At 74.3% G+C, this 22,973-nt stretch carries 17 protein-coding genes; 9 read left to right on the forward strand and 8 right to left on the reverse strand.

The window, feature by feature from the left end:
- Window positions 1–38: 38 nt before the first annotated feature.
- Together npdG and ACIP60_RS21785 are read left to right on the forward strand one after the other, a co-directional pair.
- Window positions 39–800: an NADPH-dependent F420 reductase gene (npdG, locus tag ACIP60_RS21780; RefSeq protein WP_400686849.1), complete on the forward strand. Its 762-nt coding sequence runs from the start codon at window positions 39–41 to the stop codon at window positions 798–800.
- A 116-nt stretch (window positions 801–916) separates the two neighbouring features.
- A complete protein-coding gene (locus ACIP60_RS21785) occupies window positions 917–1,111 on the forward strand; it encodes a hypothetical protein (RefSeq protein ID WP_100835967.1) in 195 nt (64 codons plus the stop codon).
- A 31-nt stretch (window positions 1,112–1,142) separates the two neighbouring features.
- Here ACIP60_RS21785 and ACIP60_RS21790 read toward each other — a convergent pair whose 3' ends face one another.
- Complete coding sequence (locus tag ACIP60_RS21790; RefSeq protein ID WP_400686851.1) at window positions 1,143–1,955, reverse strand: site-2 protease family protein; 813 nt, start codon at window positions 1,953–1,955, stop codon at window positions 1,143–1,145.
- Between the two features lie 222 nt (window positions 1,956–2,177).
- Between ACIP60_RS21790 and ACIP60_RS21795 the strand changes: the two genes are divergently transcribed.
- On the forward strand, window positions 2,178–5,513 hold the full coding sequence (locus tag ACIP60_RS21795) for an ATP-binding protein (protein ID WP_400686853.1): 3,336 nt from the start codon (window positions 2,178–2,180) through the stop codon (window positions 5,511–5,513).
- Window positions 5,514–5,520: 7 nt separating this feature from the next.
- On the opposite strand, the gene ACIP60_RS21800 is transcribed toward ACIP60_RS21795, so the two are convergent.
- From ACIP60_RS21800 to panB, 3 genes are all read right to left on the reverse strand, one after another.
- Window positions 5,521–6,348, reverse strand: a complete 828-nt coding sequence (locus ACIP60_RS21800) for an ABC transporter permease (protein ID WP_111553618.1) — start codon at window positions 6,346–6,348, stop codon at window positions 5,521–5,523.
- Window positions 6,345–7,325, reverse strand: coding sequence for an ATP-binding cassette domain-containing protein (locus tag ACIP60_RS21805; protein WP_400686856.1), 981 nt, complete (start codon window positions 7,323–7,325; stop codon window positions 6,345–6,347). The genes ACIP60_RS21800 and ACIP60_RS21805 overlap by 4 nt, the downstream gene beginning before the upstream one ends.
- A 97-nt stretch (window positions 7,326–7,422) precedes the next feature.
- A complete protein-coding gene (gene panB, locus ACIP60_RS21810) occupies window positions 7,423–8,313 on the reverse strand; it encodes a 3-methyl-2-oxobutanoate hydroxymethyltransferase (protein ID WP_400686858.1) in 891 nt (296 codons plus the stop codon).
- A 213-nt stretch (window positions 8,314–8,526) separates the two neighbouring features.
- Between panB and ACIP60_RS21815 the strand changes: the two genes are divergently transcribed.
- The 3 genes from ACIP60_RS21815 to ACIP60_RS21825 all read left to right on the forward strand — a co-directional run bounded on the left by ACIP60_RS21815 (window position 8,527) and on the right by ACIP60_RS21825 (window position 12,031).
- Complete coding sequence (locus ACIP60_RS21815) at window positions 8,527–10,143, forward strand: MFS transporter (RefSeq protein ID WP_400686860.1); 1,617 nt, start codon at window positions 8,527–8,529, stop codon at window positions 10,141–10,143.
- A 23-nt stretch (window positions 10,144–10,166) separates the two neighbouring features.
- Window positions 10,167–10,829: a TetR/AcrR family transcriptional regulator gene (locus ACIP60_RS21820; protein WP_100835961.1), complete on the forward strand. Its 663-nt coding sequence runs from the start codon at window positions 10,167–10,169 to the stop codon at window positions 10,827–10,829.
- 197 nt (window positions 10,830–11,026) lie between these two features.
- Entirely contained in the window at window positions 11,027–12,031 is a 1,005-nt protein-coding gene (locus ACIP60_RS21825; protein ID WP_400686863.1) for an endonuclease/exonuclease/phosphatase family protein, read from the forward strand.
- Between the two features lie 173 nt (window positions 12,032–12,204).
- On the opposite strand, the gene ACIP60_RS21830 is transcribed toward ACIP60_RS21825, so the two are convergent.
- Together ACIP60_RS21830 and ACIP60_RS21835 are read right to left on the reverse strand one after the other, a co-directional pair.
- Window positions 12,205–12,996, reverse strand: coding sequence for a putative protein N(5)-glutamine methyltransferase (locus ACIP60_RS21830; RefSeq protein WP_400686865.1), 792 nt, complete (start codon window positions 12,994–12,996; stop codon window positions 12,205–12,207).
- A gap of 210 nt (window positions 12,997–13,206) precedes the next feature.
- Window positions 13,207–14,952 carry an NAD+ synthase gene (locus ACIP60_RS21835; protein WP_400686867.1) on the reverse strand — a complete coding sequence of 582 codons (1,746 nt, stop codon included), beginning with the start codon at window positions 14,950–14,952 and terminating at the stop codon, window positions 13,207–13,209.
- Window positions 14,953–15,171: 219 nt separating this feature from the next.
- Here ACIP60_RS21835 and glnA point away from each other — a divergent pair, with 219 nt between their 5' ends.
- Both glnA and ACIP60_RS21845 read left to right on the forward strand, forming a co-directional pair.
- On the forward strand, window positions 15,172–16,533 hold the full coding sequence (gene glnA / locus ACIP60_RS21840; protein ID WP_400686869.1) for a type I glutamate--ammonia ligase: 1,362 nt from the start codon (window positions 15,172–15,174) through the stop codon (window positions 16,531–16,533).
- A 149-nt stretch (window positions 16,534–16,682) separates the two neighbouring features.
- Window positions 16,683–17,105, forward strand: a complete 423-nt coding sequence (locus ACIP60_RS21845) for a hypothetical protein (protein WP_400686871.1) — start codon at window positions 16,683–16,685, stop codon at window positions 17,103–17,105.
- Between the two features lie 124 nt (window positions 17,106–17,229).
- Here the strand turns inward: ACIP60_RS21845 and ACIP60_RS21850 are convergent, their stop codons facing one another.
- Window positions 17,230–18,438 (reverse strand): acyltransferase family protein, encoded by a 1,209-nt coding sequence (locus ACIP60_RS21850; protein ID WP_400686873.1) that lies wholly within the window; start codon window positions 18,436–18,438, stop codon window positions 17,230–17,232.
- A 166-nt stretch (window positions 18,439–18,604) separates the two neighbouring features.
- Between ACIP60_RS21850 and ACIP60_RS21855 the strand changes: the two genes are divergently transcribed.
- On the forward strand, window positions 18,605–21,667 hold the full coding sequence (locus ACIP60_RS21855; protein WP_400686875.1) for a bifunctional [glutamine synthetase] adenylyltransferase/[glutamine synthetase]-adenylyl-L-tyrosine phosphorylase: 3,063 nt from the start codon (window positions 18,605–18,607) through the stop codon (window positions 21,665–21,667).
- A gap of 58 nt (window positions 21,668–21,725) precedes the next feature.
- Here the strand turns inward: ACIP60_RS21855 and ACIP60_RS21860 are convergent, their stop codons facing one another.
- Window positions 21,726–22,676, reverse strand: coding sequence for a phosphatase PAP2 family protein (locus ACIP60_RS21860; protein WP_400686877.1), 951 nt, complete (start codon window positions 22,674–22,676; stop codon window positions 21,726–21,728).
- Window positions 22,677–22,973 lie beyond the last annotated feature (297 nt).

Raw genomic sequence — 22,973 nt, forward strand, 5'->3', positions numbered from 1 at the left:
CATGCTGCCCCGACGCCCGGTTTGGCAGGATCTTGGCCATGACGCAACCCGATTCAGTGAACGCGACGGCAGTGCCCGCGACGGCGGCTGACGAGACGGCCCCGGACGCGACGGCCCCGGACGCGACGGCCGGACCCGGCCGGAACCTGCCCGACGTCTCCCACCTCGTGGTGGGGGTCATCGGCGGCACCGGCGACCAGGGCCGCGGCCTCGCCCTGCGGCTGGCCAGGGCCGGACAGCAGGTGGTGGTCGGCTCCCGCAGCGCCGAACGCGCCGCGGCCTGCGCCGCCGAACTGGGCCTGGGCATCCGCGGCGCCGACAACGCGGCCTGCGCCGCCGCCAGCGACGTGGTGATCGTCGCGGTGCCGTGGGACGGCCACGCCGAGACGCTGACCTCGCTGCGCGCCGAACTCGCCGGGAAGATCGTGGTGGACTGCGTCAACCCGCTGGGCTTCGACAAGCAGGGCGCCTACCCGCTCCAGGTCCCCGAGGGCTCGGCCGCCCAGCAGGCCGCCGCGCTGCTGCCCGACTCCACCGTCACCGCCGCCTTCCACCACCTGTCGGCGGTGCTGCTCCAGGACGAGGGCGTGGAGCGGATCGACACCGACGTGATGGTGCTCGGCGAGGACCGGGCCGCCACCGACACCGTGCAGGCGCTGGCCTCCCGGATCCCCGGCATGCGCGGCGTCTTCGCCGGGCGGCTGCGCAACGCCCACCAGGTGGAGTCGCTGGTCGCCAACCTGATCTCGGTCAACCGCCGCTACAAGGCCCACGCGGGCCTGCGGATCACCGACGTGTGAGCCCGGCGCGCGCCGCGGCCCCGCCCGCGCCCCGCCGGGTCCCACCCCCGGGCCCGGCGGACCCGTTCGGTCGGCGAGAATGGCCGGGCACACCGCCACTCCGAGGAGCCCCCGCCATGCCCCGCAACGCCCTGTACGCCTCGATCGTCCTCGTCCTGGCGGTGACCGCCGCGGTGGTCTCCTTCGTCAAGGGCAACTGGCTGGGCGTGGTGTGGATCCTGATGGCGGGCGTGGCCAGCAACATCGCCTGGTACCACGTCCGCAAGGACCGCGCCGAGCGCCGCGCCGCGACCGCCGCCGACCGGGGCTGAGCCGCCACCGGACCGCCGGCTCCCGCCCGTTCTAGTTCTGCCAGAACCGGAACAGGTGGTCGCCGAGCGCCGGGTAGACCGGGTCGACGCCGAACAGGTCGAAGACGTGCAGCGTCCCCTCCTGGAGCCACTGCCCGACCTGGCTCTGCCACACCAGCGCGAACAGCAGCAGCATGCCGTACGGCGCGTACGGCGCGATCGTCCGGCGGGTCCGGTACGACAGCCAGGGCTCGACGATGCCGTAGCCGTCCAGGCCGGGCACCGGCAGCAGGTTCAGGATCGCCGCGGTGACCTGGAGGTAGGCGAGGAAGCCCAGCGCGGCCGGCAGCGGCGAGAGCGGGTACTCGATGCCGTCGGCGCTCGACGGCAGGTCCGGGTTGTCGAACCAGCCCTGGCTGATCAGCACCAGCGTCACCACGCCGAACGCCACGTTCACCAGCGGCCCGGCCGCCGAGATCAGGCTGTGCTTGAGCCGGCCGGAGATCCGGTCCCGCTCGATGTACACCGCGCCGCCGGGCAGGCCGATCCCGCCCATGATCACGAAGACCACCGGCAGCACGAAGCTCAGCACCACGTGCCCGTACTTCAGCGGGTTCAGGGTCAGGTAGCCCTTGGTGCCGACCGTGAGGTCGCCGCCGGCCAGCGCGGTGCGGGCGTGCGCGTATTCGTGCAGGCAGAGCGAGACCATCCAGCCCGCCACCACGAACAGGAACACGCCCATCCGGTCGTTGCCCCAGCCCGAGGCCAGCGCGATGCCGGAGGCGAGGAAGGTGCCGGCCAGCGCCAGGAAGATCGGGCTGACCCGGCCCTCCGCGCTGCGCTGGCCGGTGCTGGCGTAGGTCATGACGAGAGGGCTCCGGGGATGGGGGGCGGGACAGGCGTCCGATCATGCCGCCGACCGGGCGCGGCAGACAAGCGGCCCCGGGTGAACGCACGGGAGCGGACGGACGTTCCGCCCCGGCCGGGCCCCCCGGCCGGGCCCCCGACCGGCTCCCGGGCCGGCCCCCGGCCGGGCGTTCCGCACGGGTGTGCGCCCGGCCCCCGGTGCGTCCCCCAGAATGGGCGGGTGCACTACGGCATCCTCGGCACCACCACCGCCCACCACGACGACGGCACCCCGGTCGCGCTCGGCGGCGCCCGGCTGCGCGCCCTGCTGGCCGCGCTCGCCCTGCGCCAGGGCCGTCCCGTGCCCGCCGAGCTGCTCGCCGACGAGGTGTGGGCCGACGAGCCGCCGCAGGACGCCGCCGCCGCGCTGCAGACCCTGGTCGGCCGGCTGCGCCGCACGGTGGGCCGGGCCGAGATCGGCTCCGGGCCCGCCGGGTACTGGCTGACCGACCCGCGCACCGACGTCGCCGAGTTCCAGCGCCGGGCCGCCGACGGCGCCCGCGCCCTCCGGGACGGCGACCCGGCCGCCGCCGCCGAGCAGCTCACCGCCGCGCTCGCGCTCTGGCGCGGCCCGGCCCTGGCCGACCTGCCCGACCGCACCGCCCCCGCCGCCCGCCTGGAGGACCAGCGCGCGGAGGCCCGCCGGCACCGGCTGACCGCCGCGCTCGCCCTCGGCCGCACCGCCGAGGTCACCGCCGAACTCGCCGAACTCTGCCGCGACCACCCCTTCGACGAGCAGCTCCAGGCCCTCCAGCTGCGCGCCCTGCGGGCCGCCGGCCGCACCGCCGAGGCGCTCGGCCGCTACGAGGAGGTCCGGCGCACCCTGGCCGACCGGCTCGGCACCGACCCCGGCCCCGAACTGCGCGCCCTGCACCAGGAGTTGCTGCGCGCCGAGGCGCCCCCCGCCCCGGCCCCCGCCGCCGCGCCGCCGACCGCCCCGGCGGCCGGCAACCTCCGTCCCGGCCGGACCAGCTTCGTCGGCCGGGACGGCGAACTCACCACCGTGGCCGACGCCCTGACGGCCGGCCGGCTCACCACCCTGACCGGCCCCGGCGGCTCCGGCAAGACCAGGCTGTCGGTCGAGGCCGGCCGCCGCGAGCAGGACGCCGCCCGCTGGCCCGGCGGCGTCTGGCAGGTCGAACTCGCCCCGCTGGAGGACCCGGCCGCCGTCCCCGACGCCGTCGCCTCCGCGCTCGGCCTGCGCGAGACCGTGCTGCACACCGGCGGCGCTGTCGCCGAGGCCATCGAGGGCGGCCGCAAGGACCCGGTCTCCCGGCTGGTCGACCACCTCGGCCGCCGCCGCGTCCTGCTGCTGCTCGACAACTGCGAGCACGTCATCCAGGCCGCCGCCGACCTCGCCGACCGGCTGCTCGCCGACTGCCCCGGCGTCACCGTGCTCGCCACCAGCCGCGAACCGCTCGGCGTCCCCGGCGAGTCCGTGCTGCCGGTCGAGCCGCTGCCCGACCCGACCGCGCTGCGCCTGCTCGCCGAGCGCGGCGCCGCCGCCCGCCCCGGCTTCCGCACCGACCAGGACCCGGCCGCCTGCGCCGAGATCTGCCGCCGCCTGGACGGCCTGCCGCTGGCCATCGAACTGGCCGCCGCCCGGCTGCGCGGCATGACCCCGCGCCAGCTCGCGGACCGCCTCGACTCCCGGTTCGCCCTGCTCACGGCGGGCTCCCGGACCCTGCTGCCCCGCCAGCAGACCCTGCGCGCCGTCGTCGACTGGTCCTGGGACCTGCTCGGCGACCGCGAGCGCGCCGCGCTGCGCCGGCTGTCGGTGTTCGCCGGCGGCTGCACCCTGGAGGCCGCCGAGCAGGTCGTCGCCGACGGCGAGCTGGTGCGCCGCGAGGAGGTCGCCGACCTGCTGCTCTCGCTGGTCGACAAGTCCCTGCTGGTGGCCGGGCTGGGCGAGCAGCCCCGCTACTGGATGCTGGAGACCATCCACGAGTACGCCGCCGAACGCCTCGCCGAGGCCGCCGAACCCGAGACCGGCCACCGCCACACCGCCCACTACCGCGAACTCAGCCGCACCGCCTACCTGAACCTGCACGGCCCCGGTCAGCTCGACGAACTCGCCCGCCTCGACCGCGAGCAGGAGAACGTCCGGGCCGCGCTGCGCCGCGCCGTCGACACCGGCCGGGAGCAGGAGGGCCTCGTCCTGGTCCTGTCGATGGCCGGCTACTGGATGCTGCGCGACTACCGCGCCGAGTCCCGCTCCTGGTACGACGCGGTCGCCGCGCTCGGCCCCGACCCGTACGCCGACGACGCCCCGCCGGCCGTCCCGCTCACCGCCGGGCCGCTGGACGCGCCGCTGCCGATGCCGCCCGAACTGCTCGACGAGGCCCGCCGCCAGCTCGGCCTGCACCGGCTGATCAGCCTGTTCTCCGGCGACCTGGGCCTGCTCGACAGCTCGGGCGCGCTGGACACCGCCGAACGCATCCTGGCCACCTACACCCCCGACCTGCCGCAGTCCTACCGGCAGCCGGTGCTCGCCCGGGTGTTCACCGTCTTCCTCACCGGCGAGATGGAGCGCACCCGCGAGGTGATGGACGACGCGGTGGCCGGCGCCCGGGTGCACGGCGGCCCGCTCGACCTGGCCTTCGCCCTGCAACTGCGGGCCCGGCTGCTCAACGACCTGGCCGGCGCGCTGGACCAGGCGATCGCCGACAGCGAGGAGGCGCTCGCCCTCTACACCGCGCTGGGCGACCGCTGGGGCATGTCCGACGCGCTCTCCGGCAAGGCCGAGAACGCCACCAAGTCCGGCGACGCCGCCCAGGCCGAGGCGGCCTTCCGGCAGGCCATCGAGCTCTCCGTCCAGCTCGGCGCCCACCAGGAGGTCCCGATGCTGCGGGCCCGGCTCGGCGAGGTGCTGGCCGAGCGCGACCCGGAGGCCGGCGAGCGGATGGTCCGCGAGGCGGTCGCCGCCGCGTCCGAGGACCGGACCGACGCCGAGGGCGCCCGGATGTACGGGCGGCTGGTGCTGTGCAACCTGTCCGCGCGGCGCGGCGACTACGCCGGGGCGCTCGCGGTGCTCGACGAGCTGCCGGTCGACCCCGGCGCGCGCGGCCCGGTGCCCTCGGTGTTCACCGGCATCGTCGGCTGCATCCGCGGCTGGGTGGTGGCCCGGGCCGGCGACCCGGTGGCCGGGCTGGAGCTGATGCGGGCCGGGCGCCGCGCGATGACCGAGGTCGAGGCCGGCGCCACCGTCTTCGTCGAGCACATGGCGATGATGCTGATGACCCCGGTGGCCGGCGCCCTGGTCGAGTACGCCCGCGCGTTCGACGAGCCGGCCGCCGCCCGCCGCGCCGCCGAACTGCTCGGCGCCCACGACGGCATCAGCGGCATGCCCGGCTCGTTCATGGAGCGCAGCGAGCACGCCCGGTGCGTCGCCGCGGCCCGCGAACTGCTGGGCGGGGACGACTACCTGGCCGCGTACGAGCGGGGCGGACGCCTCACGCTGCGTGAGGCGTCCGCCCTGTTGAACGATCCCGGCCCGTTCGGCGCCGGGTCCTGCTGACCCACCGTCAGGTGCGCTTGCGGAAGCGGGCCACCGCCAGCGGCGCGGTCACCACGGTGATCGCCGCCGCCCAGAGCAGCACCGTCACCACCGAGTTGCCCACCGGCTGGTCGTTGATCAGGGCGCGGCAGGCGTCGGCCAGCGCGGACAGCGGGTTGTGCTTGGTGAACGCCTGCAGCCAGCCCGGCATGGTGGTCGGGTCGGCGAAGATCGAGCTGCCGAACTGCAGCGGCATCATCACGATCATCGACATGCCCTGCACGGCCTGGGCGCTGCGCAGCGACATGCCCAGCAGCATCGACACCCACATCAGCGAGGAGCCGAACACCAGCGACAGGCCGACCGCGGCCAGCAGCTTCAACGGGCCGCCGTCGATGTCCATCCCGAGGGCCATCGCGAAGCCGATCAGCACCGCGAAGGCGACCACCGCCCGCAGCGTCTCCGCGATCATCTTCGACAGCAGCACCGCGGAGCGCCCGATCGGCAGGGTGCGGAAGCGGTCCATCACGCCGGTCTGGAAGTCGGTGTTCAGGCCGGTGCCCAGCGCCATCGCCAGGTTGAGGCCGGTGGTGCCGAGCAGGCCGGGCACCATGTACTGCATGTACTGGTGCTGTCCGCCGGCCATCGCGCCGCCGAACACGTAGACGAACAGCAGGATCATGATGACCGGGACCAGCAGCGCGTCCAGCATCGACTCCGGGTCGGCCTTGATCCGCATCAGGTTCCGGCGGGTCAGCGCGCCCAGGTGGCGCAGGTTGGCCCGCAGGCCGATCCGGGTGTCGTCCTCGGTGACGGCGGCCGGCGCCGGGGCGGGGTTCAGGGTGGCGGTGCTCATGCGACGGGCTCCTTGTCACGGGTCTGGGCGGGGACGGCGGACTTGCCGGTGATGGACAGGAACACCTCGTCCAGGCTGGGCAGCTTGGTGTCGATGCCGGCCACCCCGTAGCCGCGGGTGCCCAGCACCCCGATCACGGTGGTCAGCTGCCCGTCGTCGGTCAGGTGCACCGACAGCAGCTCCGACTCGGCCGAGAAGGTGGCCGGGACGCCGGCCTCCTGGAGCACCCGGGCCATCTCCGGCAGCTGCGCCGGGTCGGTCGGCCGCACCTGCAGGCTCTGCCCGCCGACCTGCGTCTTGAGCTCCTCGACGCCGCCGTTGGCGATCACCCTGCCCTTGTCGATCACGGTCAGGGCGTGCGCGAGCTGCTCGGCCTCCTCCATGTACTGGGTGGTCAGCAGCACCGTCGACCCCTCGCCGACCATCCGCTGCACCTCGTCCCAGACCTCGTTGCGGGTGCGCGGGTCGAGGCCGGTGGTGGGCTCGTCCAGGTAGAGCACCCGGGGGCGGCCGATCATCGAGGCCGCGAGGTCCAGCCGGCGGCGCATGCCGCCCGAGTAGCCCTTGGCGGGCCGCTTGGCCGCCTCGGTGAGCGAGAAGCGCTCCAGCAGCTCGGCGGCGCGGGCCTTGGCGTCCTTCGCGGACAGGTCCAGCAGGCGTCCGATCAGGTACAGGTTCTCGTAGCCCGACAGCAGCTCGTCCACCGAGGCGTACTGGCCGGTCAGGCCGATGGTGCGGCGCAGCTGCTTGGGCTGGCGCAGCACGTCGTAGCCGCCGACGAACGCGGTGCCCGCGTCCGGCTTGATCAGCGTCGACAGCACCCGCACCAGGGTGGTCTTCCCGGCCCCGTTCGGCCCGAGCAGCCCCAGCACCGTCCCCTCGCGCACCGTCAGGTCGACCCCGTCCAGGGCCTTCGTCTCCCCGTAGTGCTTCACGATGCCGTGGACCTCCACGGCGTTGCGCTCGATTCGTGTCATGGGAACACCGTGCCGGGCCCGGCTGTCACGACGCTGTCAGCCCGCTGTCAGGCGGGCTGACAGCGGGCTGACGGGGGGTCCCAGGGGTGCCGGGGCGCTAGTTGAAGCTGTGCTCCGGGCCGGGGAAGGCGCCCTCGCGGACGTCGGTGGCGAACTCGGCCGCGGCCTGGGCCAGCGTCGCGCGGAGGTTCGCGTACTGCTTGACGAACTTGGGGACGCGGCCGGCCGTCATGCCGGCGAAGTCGGTCCAGACCAGGACCTGCGCGTCGGTGCCGGGGCCGCCGCCGATGCCGACGGTGGGGATCGCGGAGTGCTCGGTGACCTGCGCCGCGAGCTCCGCGGGGACGGCCTCCAGGACGACGGCGAAGGCGCCGGCCTGCTGGACGGCCTTCGCGTCGCGCAGCAGCTGGTGCGCCGCCTCGTCGCCGCGGCCCTGGACGGGGTAGCCGCCGAAGGCGTGCACGGACTGCGGGGTGAGGCCGATGTGGGCCATCACCGGGACGCCCGCCTCGACGAGCAGCTCGATGCTGCGGGCGCTGCGCTCGCCGCCCTCCAGCTTGACGGCCTGGACGCCGGCCTCCTTCATCAGGCGGGCGGCGTTGTGCAGGGCCTGGGCCGGGGACTCCTGGTAGGAGCCGAAGGGCAGGTCGGCGACGATGAGGGCGCGCTCGGTGCCGCGGACCACGGCGGCGGACATCATCACCATCTGGTCCATGGTCACCGGTACGGTGGTCTCGTAGCCGAGGTGGCAGTTGCCCGCCGAGTCGCCGACCAGCAGGACCGGGATGCCGGCCTCGTCGAAGACCCCGGCGGTGAGGGCGTCGTAGGCGGTCAGCATCGCCCAGCGTTCGCCGTCGCGCTTGGCCCTGGCGAGGTCCCGGACGGTCACCCGGCGGTTGGTGACGCCGCCGTAGAGGGCGGTGCCGGCGGGAGCGGTGCCGGCGGGGGCGTCCTGCGTCTGGGCAGGCTGAAGCGGAGAAGCGTTCATCGAACAGACTCCTGGTGTGTGTCGTCTCGTGGCGCCGTACGGCGTCCCCGGATCTGGCTCCATGCTTGCACGCCGCGGGCCGTGCGCAAAGGGTCGGGGGGCCCCGGCGTGCGCGGGGGGCCGGGGACCCTTGGGGAAGTCTTTGCCTTTCCTTGGCCTCCGGAACCTCAATACGAGACGGTCTCGTATTGAAAAGGCGTCTAGGCTGTTCGTATGACCTCGCCGACCGCCGCTGTCCAGGCACCCCGGGTGCCCGAAGCAATACACCGCCGACGCTGGTGGATCCTGGGCACCCTGGTGCTCGCCCTGCTCGTCGTCGTCCTCGACAACTCGATCCTCAACGTGGCGATGAAGACCATCGCCACCCCCGCCCCGGTGGGCCTCGGCGCGAGCCAGAGCGACCTGGAATGGGCGATCAACTCCTACACGCTGGTCTTCGCGGGCCTGCTGTTCACCGCCGGCCTGCTCGGCGACCGGTTCGGCCGGAAGTGGACGCTGCTGGCCGGCATGCTGGTCTTCGGCCTCGGCTCGCTGCTCTCCGCGCTGGCCGCCAGCCCGGGCGAACTGATCGGCTACCGCGCGGTGATGGGCCTCGGCGGCGCCTTCGTGATGCCCGCCACGCTGGCCATCATCATGAACGTCTTCGAGCGGCACGAGCAGCCCAAGGCGATCGGCATCTGGGCCGGCGCGGTCGGCCTGGCCATCGCCATCGGCCCGATCACCGGCGGCCTGCTGATCGAGCACTTCTGGTGGGGCTCGGTCTTCCTGGTGAACGTCCCGATCGTGATCGTGGCGCTCGGCCTGATGGGCTGGCTGGTCCCGGACTCCAAGGACCCCAACCCCGGCAAGCTCGACCCGATCGGCGTGCTGCTCTCCATCATCGGCCTGGTGGCGCTGATCTACGGCATCATCAAGGGCGGCGAGCTGGCCGACTTCACCGACCCGAAGGCGTGGGTCCCGACCCTGATCGGCCTGCTGGCCCTGGTCGCCTTCGTGCTGTTCGAGAAGCACAGCCGGCACCCGGCGCTGGACGTCACCTGGTTCCGCAACAAGGTGTTCTCGGCCTCGATCGCCGTGGTCGGCATCGTGTTCTTCGCGCTGATGGGCGTCTCGTTCTTCGGCGTCTTCTACACCCAGAGCGTGCGCGGCTACAGCGCCCTGCAGGCCGGCGAGCTGATGCTGCCGCTGGCCGTCGCCCAGCTGGTCTTCGCGCCCCGGGCCCGCCTGGTGGTCGACCGGTTCGGCATCCGGCTGACCTGCGCCGGCGGCATGCTGCTGGTCACCCTCGGCTTCCTCGGCTACGCCTTCCTGACCGCGACCAGCCCGATCTGGCTGCTGATCGTGCTCGGCTTCGTGATGGGCGCCGGCATGGCGCACGTGATGCCGCCGGTGACGGTCGCCATCATGGGCGCGCTGCCGCGCGAGAAGGCCGGCGCCGGCTCCGCGCTGAACAACACCTTCCGCCAGGTCGGCGGCTCGCTCGGCATCGCGGTGCTCGGCGCGCTGCTCTCCACGGTCTACCGCAACGGCATGGACGACCACCTGTCCGCCGTCCCGGCCCCGGTCCGCGACCGGGCCGGCGAGTCGATCGAGTCCACCCTCGGGGTGGCCGAGCGGCTCCAGCTGCCCGCCCTGGTGGACCCGGCGAAGGACGCCTTCATCCACGCCATGCACGTGGTCTCCGGCGTCTCGGCCGGCGTCACCGTGCTGGGCGCGGTGCTGGCCCTGCTCCTGCTGCCCGGCAAGGTGGCCGGTCCCGGCGGCCCGGGCGCCCCGGCGGCCGGCCCGCAGGACCGGACCGGCTCCGGCGCGAGCACCGCCAAGGTGTGACCGCGAGGGTGGAGAATAGGGCCATGACGAGCGCCGACACTCCGCTCCAGCCGTGCCACGGCCCCGCCGGGGAGCAGGACGCTCCCCGGCGGGGCCGCCCGCGCAGCGAGGCGGCCGAGCAGGCGATCTACGGCGCCGTCGAGAAGCTGATGGAGGACGGCACCGGCCTGGCCGAGCTGTCCATCGAGCGGATCGCCGCCGAGGCGGGCGTCGGCAAGGCCACCATCTACCGGCGCTGGCCCAACAAGGAGGCCCTGCTGGTGGACGTGGTGGCCCGGCTGGAGGAGCCGCTGCCCCCGCTGCTCGGCCCGACCTACCGGGACGACCTGATCAACGCCGTCGACTACATGCGCCGGCGCGGCCTGCTCAAGCGCTCCCGCTGGATCGTCAAGTCCGCGCTCGGCCAGATGAACACCTGGCCGGAGCTCAAGCACACCTACCAGGAACGGGTGGTCCGGCCGCGGCGCGAGCTGGTCCGGCAGATCGTCCGGCGCGGCGTCGAGGCGGGCGAACTCCGCTCCGACCTGGACGTCGAGCTGCTCTGCGAGCTGCTGATCGGCCCGATCCTGGTCCGCACCGTCCTGTGGGACGACGCCCCGCTGGAGGACCCGGACCTGCCCCGGCAGATGGTCGACGCCGTCCTCCAGGGCATCGGCGCCCGGCCCGCCCCGTCCCCCGTGCACTGACCCGTCCCGGCCGCCCCTCCGCCCCGCCCTTTCGCCCGTCCTCCTCCGTTTCTTCCGTCCCGTTCGGCACACCTCGGAACTTCCGGGGCGCTTCGCCGCGTCCATCCCGTCATAGGCTGAGCCGAGAATCGGATCGGAGCAGGTCAGGGACGGGGTCGGCGGGAGAGCCGGCCGGGTGCGGCGGCGAGGAGCGGACGATGGTGCGGGCGGACGGCCCGGCGGTGGCGGCGGTGCGGGACGGACGGGGCGGGGCCCGGCGGGAGAGGCTGCGCCGCTGGTTCGACCGGCGCCGGGGGTGGCCGCTCACCGTGCTCGGCCTGCTGGTCACCGGGCTGCTGGTGGGCCACGCCCAGGTGCCCAACGCGGTCGGCAACACGGGCAGCCTGCTGGAGACCTTCCTGCCCTGGCTGGGGCTGGCCGTCCCGGTGCTGCTGGCGCTCGCGCTGTGGCGGCGGGCCGGGGTGGCGCTGGTGGCCGCGCTGCTGCCCGGCGCGGTGTGGCTGAACCTGTTCGGCGCGCTGCTGGTCGACAAGAGCAGCGGGCCGGGCGACTTCACCGTGCTCACCCACAACGTGGCCGCCGCCAACGACGACCCGCAGGGCACCATCCGGATGCTCACCGGCTCCGGCGCCGAGATCGTCGCGCTGGAGGAGCTGTCCGCCTCCGCGGCCCCGGTCTACGCCGCCGGGCTGGCCGGGGCCTTCCCGTACCACGTGGTGGAGGGCACCGTCGGGCTGTGGTCCAGCTACCCGGTCGACGGCGTCGCCGTGGTCGACATCAAGATGGGCTGGACCAGGGCCTTCCGGGCCCGGGTCAGCACCCCCGAGGGCCCGCTCGCGGTGTACGTCGCCCACCTGCCCTCGGTGCGGGTCAAGTTCGACAGCGGCTTCACGGCCGGCCGGCGCGACGTCAGCGCCCAGGCCCTCGGGGACGCGATCGAGCACGAGCAGCTGGACAAGGTGCTGCTGCTCGGCGACCTGAACGGCACCATGAACGACCGCAGCCTGGCCCCGATCACCTCCCAGATGCGCTCCGCCCAGGGCGCGGCCGGCGACGGCTTCGGCTTCTCCTGGCCGGCCTCCTTCCCGCTGGCCCGGATCGACCAGATCCTCAGCAAGGGCGGCCTGGTCCCCACCGACTCGCGCACCCTCCCGGCCGACGCCAGCGACCACCTCGCGGTGGCCGCCGACTACCGGTACTAGGGCCTGTCTTCAAACCCCTGCCTGCCTGCCCCGCAACGCCCGGCACCCGCTCCCGCCGCACCGGGCAGAGAGCCGAGTACTCCGGTACGAGGCCCTTCGCCCGGCACGCCGAGAGCACGCACCAGACGCCGCAGGGCTACGACGGGGGTTCGAAGACAGGCCCTAGCGCCGCGTCAGCTCCTGACGCCGACCACCACGGTGGCGTCCCGCTCGCCGTCCTGCTCGATCCGGGCCGCCAGGCCGTGCCCGGTCAGCAGCGCGGCGGTGGCCGGGGCCTGGCGGGCGCTGGTCTCGATCAGCAGGTGGCCGCCGGGGGCCAGCCAGCGGGGCGCGGCCGCGGCGACCCGGCGCTGGACGGCCAGGCCGTCGGTGCCGCCGTCCAGCGCCACCGCGGGCTCGTGGTCGCGGGCCTCGGGCGGCAGCAGCGGGATCTCGCCGGTCGGCACGTACGGGGCGTTGGCCAGCAGCAGGTCGACCCGGCCGCGCAGGGCGGGCGGCAGCGGCTCGTCCAGGTCGCCCAGGTGGACCAGGCCGCCGTACGGGGCCAGGTTGCGGCGGGCGCAGGCCACCGCGGCCGGGTCGACGTCCGCGGCGTGCAGTTCGACGCCGGGGCCGAGCCGGGCGGCCAGGGCCGCGCCGATCGCGCCCGAGCCGCAGCACAGGTCGAGCAGCACCGCGCCGGGGCGGCCCAGCGCGGCGGCCCGCTCGACCAGGAACTCGCTGCGCCGGCGCGGCACGAACACCCCGGGGGCGAGCGCCACGCGCAGGCCGGCGAACTCGGCGAAGCCCACCACCTGCTCCAACGGGTGCCCGGCGCACCGGAGTTCGAGCATCCGGTCGAGCTGTCCGGGGTCGGGGGCGGCGGCCAGCAGCAGCCGGGCCTCGTCCTCGGCGAAGACGCACCCGGCCGCGCGCAGCCGGTCGGTGACGAGGGTGTGGGTGACGAGGGTGCGGGGGAGTGACACGGGGACCTCTCGAAGAGCCTGGCGGGCTCCCCGTCCGGTCAGGCCGCGACCCGGCGGCGGGGGAGCACCTCGATGACCTGCACGGTGATCTCTCCCACCTCCTCGGTCCGGGCGCGCCGGGCGTGATCAGGCGCGCACTGCGGCGCTCACCCTAACCCCTCGCGCCCCCGCTGTCAGCCCGCCCCCGCCCGGCCCGGCCCGGCGCCCCGCTCAGCCCTGCCGCCAGCGGTTGGTGATGGGCAGCCGGCGGTCGCGGCCGAAGTTCTTCGGCGAGACCTTCGGGCCCGGCGGGTACTGCCGGCGCTTGTACTCGGCGGTGTCGACCAGCCGCACCACCCGGTCCACCACCTCGGCCGGGAAGCCGGCCGCGACGATCGCGTCCCGGCCCTCGTCGCCCTCCACGTACCGGGTCAGGATGGCGTCCAGCAGGTCGTAGTCGGGCAGCGAGTCGGTGTCCACCTGGTCGGGGCGCAGTTCGGCGGACGGCGGCTTGGAGATGGTGTTCTCCGGGATCGGCGGCACCTCGCCGCGCGCCTCGGCCGCCGCGTTGCGCCAGCGCGCCAGCCGGAAGATCAGCGTCTTGTAGACGTCCTTGATCGGCCCGTACGCGCCCACCGAGTCGCCGTACAGCGTCGAGTAGCCGACCGCCAGCTCGCTCTTGTTGCCCGGCGCCAGGACGAGCTGCCCCTCCTGGTTGGAGATCGCCATCAGCAGCGTGCCGCGCAGCCGGGACTGCAGGTTCTCCTCGGCCAGCCCGGTCAGCTCGGTGGCGCCCAGGTACGCGTCGAACATCGGCGCGATCGAGACCGTGCGGAAGTGCAGGCCGGTGCGGCGGGCCAGCTCGGCGGCGTCGTCCCGGGAGTGCTGCGAGGAGTAGCGCGAGGGCATCGAGACGCCGTACACGTTCTCCGCGCCGATCGCGTCCACCGCGATCGCCGCCACCAGCGCCGAGTCGATGCCGCCGGACAGGCCGATCAGCACCGAGCGCGCGCCGTTCTTGCGGACGTACGCCCGGGTGCCCTCGACCAGGGCCGCGTACACCTCGGCCTCGTCGTCCAGCCGCTCGCCGACCCCCGGCGCGACCGGCTCGGCGGGCCGCTCCTTCGGCGCGCCGCCCAGGTCGACCCTGGTCAGCCGGAGGCCGTCGGCCAGCACCGTGCCGTCCGGCAGGCCGCCCTCGGCCGCGGCCGGCAGGTCGAGGTCGACGACCAGCAGCGCCTCCTCGAACTGCGGGCCGCGGGCCAGCAGCTCGCCGCCCTCGGTGACGACCATCGACTCGCCGTCGAAGACCAGCTCGTCCTGCGCGCCGACCATGTTCAGGTACACCAGCGGGCAGCCCGCCTCGGCGGCCCGGCGCCGGACCAGCTCCAGCCGGACGTCGTCCTTGTCGCGCTCGTACGGCGAGCCGTTGATCGACAGCAGCAGGCCCGCGCCGGCCTGGCCGGTGGCCGCGACCCGGCCGCCCTCCTGCCAGATGTCCTCGCAGATCGCCAGCGCGACGTCCACGCCGTGCAGCCGCAGCACCGTCAGCTGGTCGCCCGGCACGAAGTACCGGTACTCGTCGAACACGCCGTAGTTCGGCAGGAAGTGCTTGGCGAACCTGGTCACCACCGCGCCGTCGCGCAGCACCGCCGCGCAGTTCTGCGGCTTGCCCGCGTACCGGGTGCCCGGCTCGCCGCGGCCCAGGTAGCCGACCACCACCGGGGTGTCGCCCAGGCCCTCGGCCCGGAGCTTGGCCGCCAGGTCCACCAGGGCGGCGCGGGAGCCCTCCACGAAGGAGCCGCGGAAGGCCAGGTCCTCCACCGGGTACCCGGTCAGCACCATCTCCGGGAAGGCGATCAGGTCGGCGCCGGACTCGGCGGCCCGCTTCGACCAGCGCAGCACCTCCTCGCTGTTGCGGGCGAGGTCACCGACCCAGGGGTCGATCTGGCACAGGGCGAGACGCAGATTCGGCATGTCCCCGAGTGTAATCGTCTAACTGACGTTATGTCGCGGGGGGACCCCCTCCGGCACGGCGGACGCCGCCGTTCCCGTCCGGATCCTCCCGGGGTCGGCAAGTCGGCGAAGATCCGCCATGATGGGGGGCGACGCGGTCCGTGCGAGGTCCTCGCCGGTCCGGGCCGCCGGTGCGGGCGGCGTAACACGGGCGTAAAGAGCAGAGGTGAGACTGTCCCCATGGGCAAGCAGCAGGAGTTCGTGCTTCGCACGCTCGAAGAGCGTGACATCCGGTTCGTCCGGCTGTGGTTCACCGACGTGCTCGGGTTCCTCAAGTCGGTGGCGGTGGCCCCGGCGGAACTGGAACAGGCCTTCGACGAGGGCATCGGCTTCGACGGCTCGGCGATCGAGGGCTTCGCCCGCGTCTACGAGTCCGACATGATCGCCAAGCCGGACCCGACCACCTTCCAGATACTGCCGTGGCGCTCCGAGAACCCCGGCACCGCCCGGATGTTCTGCGACATCCTGATGCCCGACGGCTCCCCCTCCTACGCGGACCCGCGCTACGTCCTCAAGCGCACCCTGGAGAAGGCCTCCAACCTCGGCTTCACCTTCTACACCCACCCCGAGATCGAGTTCTTCCTCCTCAAGGACCTCCCCGGCGACGGCACCCCGCCGACCCCCGCCGACCAGTCCGGCTACTTCGACCACACCCCGCGCGGCATCGGCCACGACTTCCGCCGCCAGGCCATCACCATGCTCGAATCCATGGGCATCTCGGTCGAGTTCAGCCACCACGAGGGCGCCCCCGGCCAGCAGGAGATCGACCTGCGCTACGCCGACGCGCTCTCCACCGCCGACAACATCATGACCTTCCGCCTGGTCATGAAGGAGGTCGCCCTCGAACAGGGCGTCCACGCCAGCTTCATGCCCAAGCCGTTCTCCAACCACCCCGGCTCCGGCATGCACACCCACGTCTCCCTCTTCGAGGGCGACCGCAACGCCTTCCACGAGTCCGGCGCCGAGTACCAGCTCTCCAAGGTCGGCCGCTCCTTCATCGCCGGCCTGCTCAAGTACGCCGCCGAGACCGCCGCCGTCACCAACCAGTGGGTCAACTCCTACAAGCGCATCTGGGGCGGCTCCCAGCGCACCGCCGGCGCCGGCGGCGAGGCCCCCTCCTACATCTGCTGGGGCCACAACAACCGCTCCGCCCTGATCCGCGTCCCCATGTACAAGCCCGGCAAGCAGGGCTCCACCCGCATCGAGGTCCGCTCCCTCGACACCGGCTGCAACCCCTACCTCGCCTACGCCGTCACCCTCGCCGCCGGCCTCAAGGGCATCGAGGACAACCTCGAACTCCCCCCCGGCGCCGACGACGACGTCTGGGCCCTCACCGACGCCGAACGCCGCGCCCTCGGCATCCAGCCCATGCCCCAGAACCTCGGCGAGGCCATCGACCTCATGCAGCGCAGCGAACTCGTCGCCGAGACCCTGGGCGAGCACGTCTTCGACTTCTTCCTGCGCAACAAGCGCCAGGAGTGGGAGGAGTACCGCTCTGAGGTCACGCCGTTCGAGCTGCGCAAGGTGCTCCAGGTGCTGTAGCAGTTGCTGACGCTCCGTCAGGCCCCGGTCCGAGGTGGGTACTCGGCCGGGGCCCCGGCTTTTCACCGGCGGCCGGTTCCGGGTTGTGTACGGGGTGGGGGCGGGGGAAAGCAGTCCTCTGGACCGGTGAGCGAGAGGTGGGAGGGCAGATGGAACTGCGGCTGAGGTACGCGCCGGAGGCGGCGAACGCGGGGCGGTTCGCGGCGGACATCGTGGCGTCGGCGGCGCAGGTCAGCGGGGTGCAGTTGGACTACTCGGTGGGGAGCCTCGCGCTGGTCGACGAGATCATCGAGGACTTCCGGGGGAGCGGCATCGGCAGCGGGCAGGTCGGGGAGACCCTGTTCGCGTTCGGCTGCTACGTCGGCGAGGTGATGGTCCGCCAGGGCGGGGCGGCCTGGCGGGAGGTGGGCGGGGAGGAGGCGCCGGTGTTCGGGTTCCCGCTGGTGGTGCAGTTGCCGAGCGGGCAGGTGTGCAACCCGATCGGGAAGGTGTTCAAGCGGATGGACAACGGGCCGGAGGAGAACCTGCCGTACTTCTACACGGTGTTCGCGCAGCCGTGGCGGCGGGGGTAGCGCGGAGCCCGGGCGGTGGCCGGGAGAGCGTTGTCCGCAAGGCCGCGGACCCCGCCGCCGGTCACGTCGCGGCGGTTGCGGAACTGCCGTGCTGCGCGCGAGTGTTGCCCCGCGACGGCTCGGCCTACCGCTGTCGCGCTGCGGACGGTGCTTCGGGGGCCTGACGCCCGGTCGATCCGTCGGTGGGGCGGGGGCGAGGCAGGTGGGTGGGGGCGGGCGGGGTCGGGTGGTCGCGGAGGAGGCGTTCCAGGGGGTGTTCGACCAGGTGGTGGAGGATGGCGGCGAGGGTGAGGGAGGTGGTGAGGAGGAGGAGCCAGGTGGTGGCGGTGGGGAGGCCCGGGGTGGGGTGGCCGTAGTGGTGGAGCCAGGGGCGGAAGGTGATTTCGTGGATCAGGTACCAGGCGAAGGACCAGTCGCCGAGCAGGGTCCAGGGGCGGCGGGTGAGCGGGCCGCCGGGGTGGCGGAGGTCGGCTTGGGCGGCGGCGGTGATCAGGGCGGCGAACAGCGGGGCGGAGAGGAGTTGGGAGGCGATGTAGGGGCTGTGCCAGGCCGGGTCGGGGACGGCGTGGTGCCAGGGGACCAGGGCGAGGTGGAAGGCGGCCGTGGCGAGGGCGGTGGGGAGCAGCGGCAGGGCGGGCAGGCGGCCGCGGCGCAGGGCCAGGGCGAGGGCGACGCCGAGCAGGAACTGCGGGGTGCGGCTGAGCGGCAGGTAGTCCAGCAGCCAGCTGCGCAGTGACGGGTCGGTGACGGCGGAGCCGGCCAGCCAGAGCAGCGGGCCGCTCGCGCAGCACAGCGCGGCGGTGCGCAGCCCCGGGCGCAGGCGCAGCAGCAGGGGGAAGAGCAGGTAGAACCAGCCCTCGTCGCCGAGTGACCAGCCGGCCGGGTTGCCGCCCATCACGGTGGTGCGGTCCCACGGGTGCAGCAGCGGGAGCGACCACAGGGCGGCGGTCACCGGCACGGCCGCGCCGACCGCGGCGAAGACCGCCAGCGAGGCGCCGGTGGTGAGCGCGTGCAGCGGCCAGATCCGGGCCAGTCGGCGGCGGTAGAAGCGGTGGGCGGGGACGGGGGAGTCGGCGTACGTCCAGGCCAGCACGAAGCCGGAGAGCACGAAGAAGAACGTCACGCCCGAACGCCCGTACCAGGCCAGCGGGCTGAGCACCGGGAGGGCGCCGACCTGGCGGGAGAGGTGGTAGCAGACCACCAGCAGCGCGGCGAGGAAGCGCAGCCCGGTGAGCGAGGGCAGCCGGGCGGGGAGGGAGGAGGGGAGCGGGGAAGGGAGAGGAGGGGAAGGGAGGGAGGAGGGCGCGGGGGAGGGGCGGAGGAAGGGTGTCACCCCGTGGCCAACGAGTCGGGTGGCGGGGGTGTCACGGGCGGGCGGGGGGAGCGGGGCCCGGTCGACGGTGCGTCACGGGGCGCGTGCGGGGCGGGTGGGAACGTACCCTTCGGGCAGGGAGCGGGCCCCGCGGGCGGGGTGCGGGTCCTTCGGGCAGGGATCGGGCGTGGGAGGCGGGAGCGCGGTGGAGGAACGGGCCGGGAGCCGGGTCAGCCGGCTGGAGACCCGACTGGTGCGGCGGGGGTTCTCCGACCCCGACCAGGCGGTGCGGCTGCTGGACGAACCGGCGCTGCACGGTCTCGCCGCCGACCCGGTGCTGCTGGACGCGCTGGGCGCCGCCGCCGACCCGGACCAGGCGCTGTTCGGCCTGGCCCGGCTGCTGGAGGCGCTCGACCCGCACGAGCGGCACACCCTGCGCGACACCCTGACCACCTCCAAGCCGCTGCGCGACCGGCTGCTCGGCGTCCTGGGCGCCTCCACCGCGCTCGCCGACCACCTGGCCCGGCACCCCCGGGACTGGCACGCCCTGGTCTCCTTCGAGCTGCGCGACATCCACCCCGGACGCGGCGACTTCCTCGGCGAGCTCACCCGCCGGGTCCGCTCCGAGCCGGACGCCGACCGGGCCGACGCGCTGCGCGCCGCCTACCGGCGCTGCCTGCTCGCGATTGCCGCCCGCGACCTGTCCGGCACCACCGACCTGCCGCAGACCGCCGCCGAACTCGCCGACCTGGCCGGCGCCACCCTGCAGACCGCCCTGGACCTCGCCGCCGAGCAGGACCCGGACGCGTCCGCCGCCTGCCGGCTCGCCGTCATCGGCATGGGCAAGTGCGGCGGCCGGGAGCTCAACTACGTCTCCGACGTGGACGTGATCTTCGTCGCCGAGGCCCGCGAGGGCGTCGAGGAGCAGACCGCGACCCGGGCCGCCACCCGGCTCGCCGCGCACGCCATGCGGCTGTGCTCCGACACCACCGGCGAGGGCACCATCTGGCCGGTCGACGCCAACCTGCGCCCCGAGGGCCGCAACGGCCCGCTGGTGCGCACCCTGGCCAGCCACCTCGCCTACTACCAGCGCTGGGCCAAGACCTGGGAGTTCCAGGCCCTGCTGAAGGCCCGCCCGATCGCCGGCGACGCCGAGCTCGGCCGCGCCTACGCCGGGGCCATCGCCCCGCTGGTGTGGCAGGCCGCCGCCCGGGAGAACTTCGTCACCGACGTGCAGCAGATGCGCCGCCGGGTGGTCGACGCGATCCCGGCCGGCGAACTCGACCGGCAGCTGAAACTCGGCCCCGGCGGCCTGCGCGACGTCGAGTTCGCCGTCCAGCTGCTGCAACTCGTGCACGGCCGCACCGACGAGTCGCTGCGCAGCGGCAACACCCTGGAGGCGCTGGCCGCGCTCAGCGACGGCGGCTACGTCGGCCGGGCCGACGCCGCCTCGCTGGACGCCGCCTACCGCTTCCTGCGCGCCCTCGAACACCGCATCCAGTTGCAGCGGCTGCGCCGCACCCACCTGATGCCCACCGACCCGGCCGACCTGCGCCGGCTGGCCCGCACCATGGCCCCGCAGCTCGGCGGGGACGCCAAGGGCGACCCGGTGGCCGCCCTCCAGCGGGAGTGGAAGCGGCACGCGGTGGAGGTGCGGCGGCTGCACGAGCGGCTGTTCTACCGGCCGCTGCTGGACGCGGTCGCCGAGCTGCCGGTCGCCGAACTGCGGGTCACCGGCTCCGGCGCGGCCGGACTCAGCACCGAGGCCGCCAAGCAGCGGCTGGCCGCCCTGGGCTACGCCGACCCGGCCGCCGCGCTGCGGCACATCTCCGCGCTCGCCTCCGGGGTCAGCCGCAAGGCCGCGATCCAGCGCACCCTGCTGCCGGTGCTGCTCGGCTGGTTCGCCGACTCCGCCGACCCCGACGCCGGACTGCTCAACTTCCGCCAGGTCTCCGACGCGCTCGGCCGCACCCCCTGGTACCTGCGGCTGCTGCGCGACGAGGGCGCCGCCGCCGAACAGCTCGCCCGGGTGCTGTCCGCCGGCCGGCTCGCCCCCGACCTGCTGCTGCGCGCCCCCGAGGCGGTCGCCATGCTGGGCGACGCCGGCGGCCTGCTGCCGCGCGGCCGGGCCGCCCTGGAGGCGGAGGTGCTGGCCGCCGTCGGCCGGGCCGGGACCCCGGCCGCCGCCGTCTCCGCCGTCCGGGCCGTCCGGCGCCGCGAGCTGTTCCGGACCGCCGCCGCCGACGTGCTGGGCCGGCTCGACGGGGACCCGGCCCGCGCCCTGGACCTCACCGGCGAGGCGCTCACCGCGATCACCGCCGCCACCCTCCAGGGCGCGCTGCGGGCCGCCGCCGACGGCTGGGCGGCCCGCAACGGCGAGCTGCCCGCCCGGATCGCGATCGTCGCGATGGGCCGGTTCGGCGGCCACGAACTCGGCTACGGCTCGGACGCGGACGTCCTCTTCGTCCACGAACCGCAGCCCGGCGCCGGCGACGAGGAGGCCGCCCGGGCCGCCCGCGAGGTGATCGGCGAACTGCGCACCCTGCTGGCCGCCCCGTCCGTCGAACCCCCGCTGCTGGTCGACGCCGACCTGCGCCCCGAGGGCCGCAACGGGCCGCTGACCCGCACCCTGGCCTCCTACGCCGCGTACTACGCGCGCTGGTCGCACGCCTGGGAGAGCCAGGCGCTGCTGCGGGCCGAGCCGATGGCCGGGGACGCCGAGCTCGGCGCGCGCTTCCGAGAGCTGGTCGACCCGCTGCGCTACCCCGCGGCGGGCGTCCCGGACCGGGACCTGGTGGAGATCCGCCGGATCAAGGCCCGGATCGAGACCGAGCGGCTGCCGCGCGGCGCCGACCCCACCACCCACACCAAGATCGGCCGCGGCGGGCTGGCGGACGTCGAGTGGACGGTGCAGCTGCTCCAGCTCCGGCACGGCCACGCGGTGCCGGAGCTGCGCACCACCCGGACCAGGGCGGCGCTGGCCGCCGCGGCCGGGGCGGGCCTGGTCGACCGGGAGGACGCGCAGGTGCTGGACGCCGCCTGGGTGCTGGCCTCCCGGGTCCGGGCCGCGGTCATGCTGGTGCGCGGCCGGGCCGGGGACAGCTTCCCCGGGGACGCCCGGGAGCTGGCGGGCGTGGCCCGCTACCTCGGCTACGGGGTGGGGCACTCGGGGGAGCTGGTGGACGAGTACCGGCGGACGACCCGGCGGGCCCGCCGGGTGGTGGAGCGGCTGTTCTACGGCGGGGAGTAGGGCCGCCCGCGCGGTTGCCCGCGCCCCCGGTCCCGGGTCTCCGGGCGGGGGCGCGGTGCTACGCGTCGACCTTGGTGTCCCACTGGGCGGGGACGGTCAGTTCCCGGTCGGCCGGCCCGCCGGTGCGGCGGGGGAGGCGGTAGACCCAGGTGTGGTAGACGAGGCGGGCCGCCAGGAAGCCGACGGCCAGGCAGACCAGGCCGCCGACCGCGTCCAGCCAGAAGTGGTTGGCGGTGGAGACGATCACGCTGAGGGTGACCACGGGGTAGGCCAGGCCGAGGGCGCGGACCCAGGGGCGGCGGGCCAGGAAGAAGACGGTCAGGCCGCACCAGGTGGACCAGCCGATGTGCATGGAGGGCATCGCGGCGAACTGGTTGGAGACCGTCGCCCCGGCGCCGGAGGCCAGTGAGCCCCAGGTGTGGTGGACGCTGACGGTGTCGACGAAACCGCCGCCGGTCATCAGCCGGGGCGGGGCCAGCGGGAAGCAGTAGAAGCCGACCAGCGCGATGCCGGTGGTGACGAACAGCACCGTCCGGGAGGCCGCGTAGCGGCCGGGGTGGGCGCGGTAGAGCCAGACCAGCACGCCGATGGTGACGATGAAGTGCAGGGTGGCGTAGTAGTAGTTCATCCCGACGATGAGCCAGGTCACCGAGTTCACGCCGTGGTTGACGGAGCGCTCGACGGCGATGCCGAGGGTGTGCTCCAGGTGCCAGACCCAGGTGGCGTGCTTCTGGGCGATCTCGGCCTGCTCGGGGACGGCGTTGCGGACCAGCGAGTACAGCCAGTAGCTGAGGCCGATCAGGGCGAGTTCGAAGAGCAGGCGCGGACGGCGCGGGGTGCGGCGTTGCTCGCGCAGGCGGTTGCGGACGGCGGCGGTCGGCGACTGGGCGACGCGGGTGGCTCCGCCGGGCGTACGGGCGGTGTGGGCCGCGCCCGGGTCGGAACCGCCGTGCGTGGTCCGGTCGGCACGTTCGGCGCCGGCTGTGTGGATCTCGGTCGGTTCCCCCATGGACGAGAAGTCTGCCAGACCGGCTGTGGCCGCTCGCTCATCCTCTGGTTGGGGATTCTTCACCGACTGTCCCCCTACGGGGGTAGGGGTCGATCGGTTGTCGAGGCGCATGCCGTCCATTGTGGCGCGCGGGTTACGAGGGGTCGAACCGGGGTCTGGTTCGGACACGGACGCAGTCGGGGGCGGGGGCGCGGCCCGGATGCGGCGGGGGCCGGGGTTCAGGTCACGACTCGGTACGACTCCGGAACGAAACAGCTTTCACATCTTGCTGAAACATCTTGCAGAGCGCTAGGTTCC

The sequence above is a fragment of the Kitasatospora sp. NPDC088783 genome (assembly GCF_044750705.1).
Taxonomy (GTDB): Bacteria; Actinomycetota; Actinomycetes; order Streptomycetales; family Streptomycetaceae; genus Kitasatospora; species Kitasatospora fiedleri.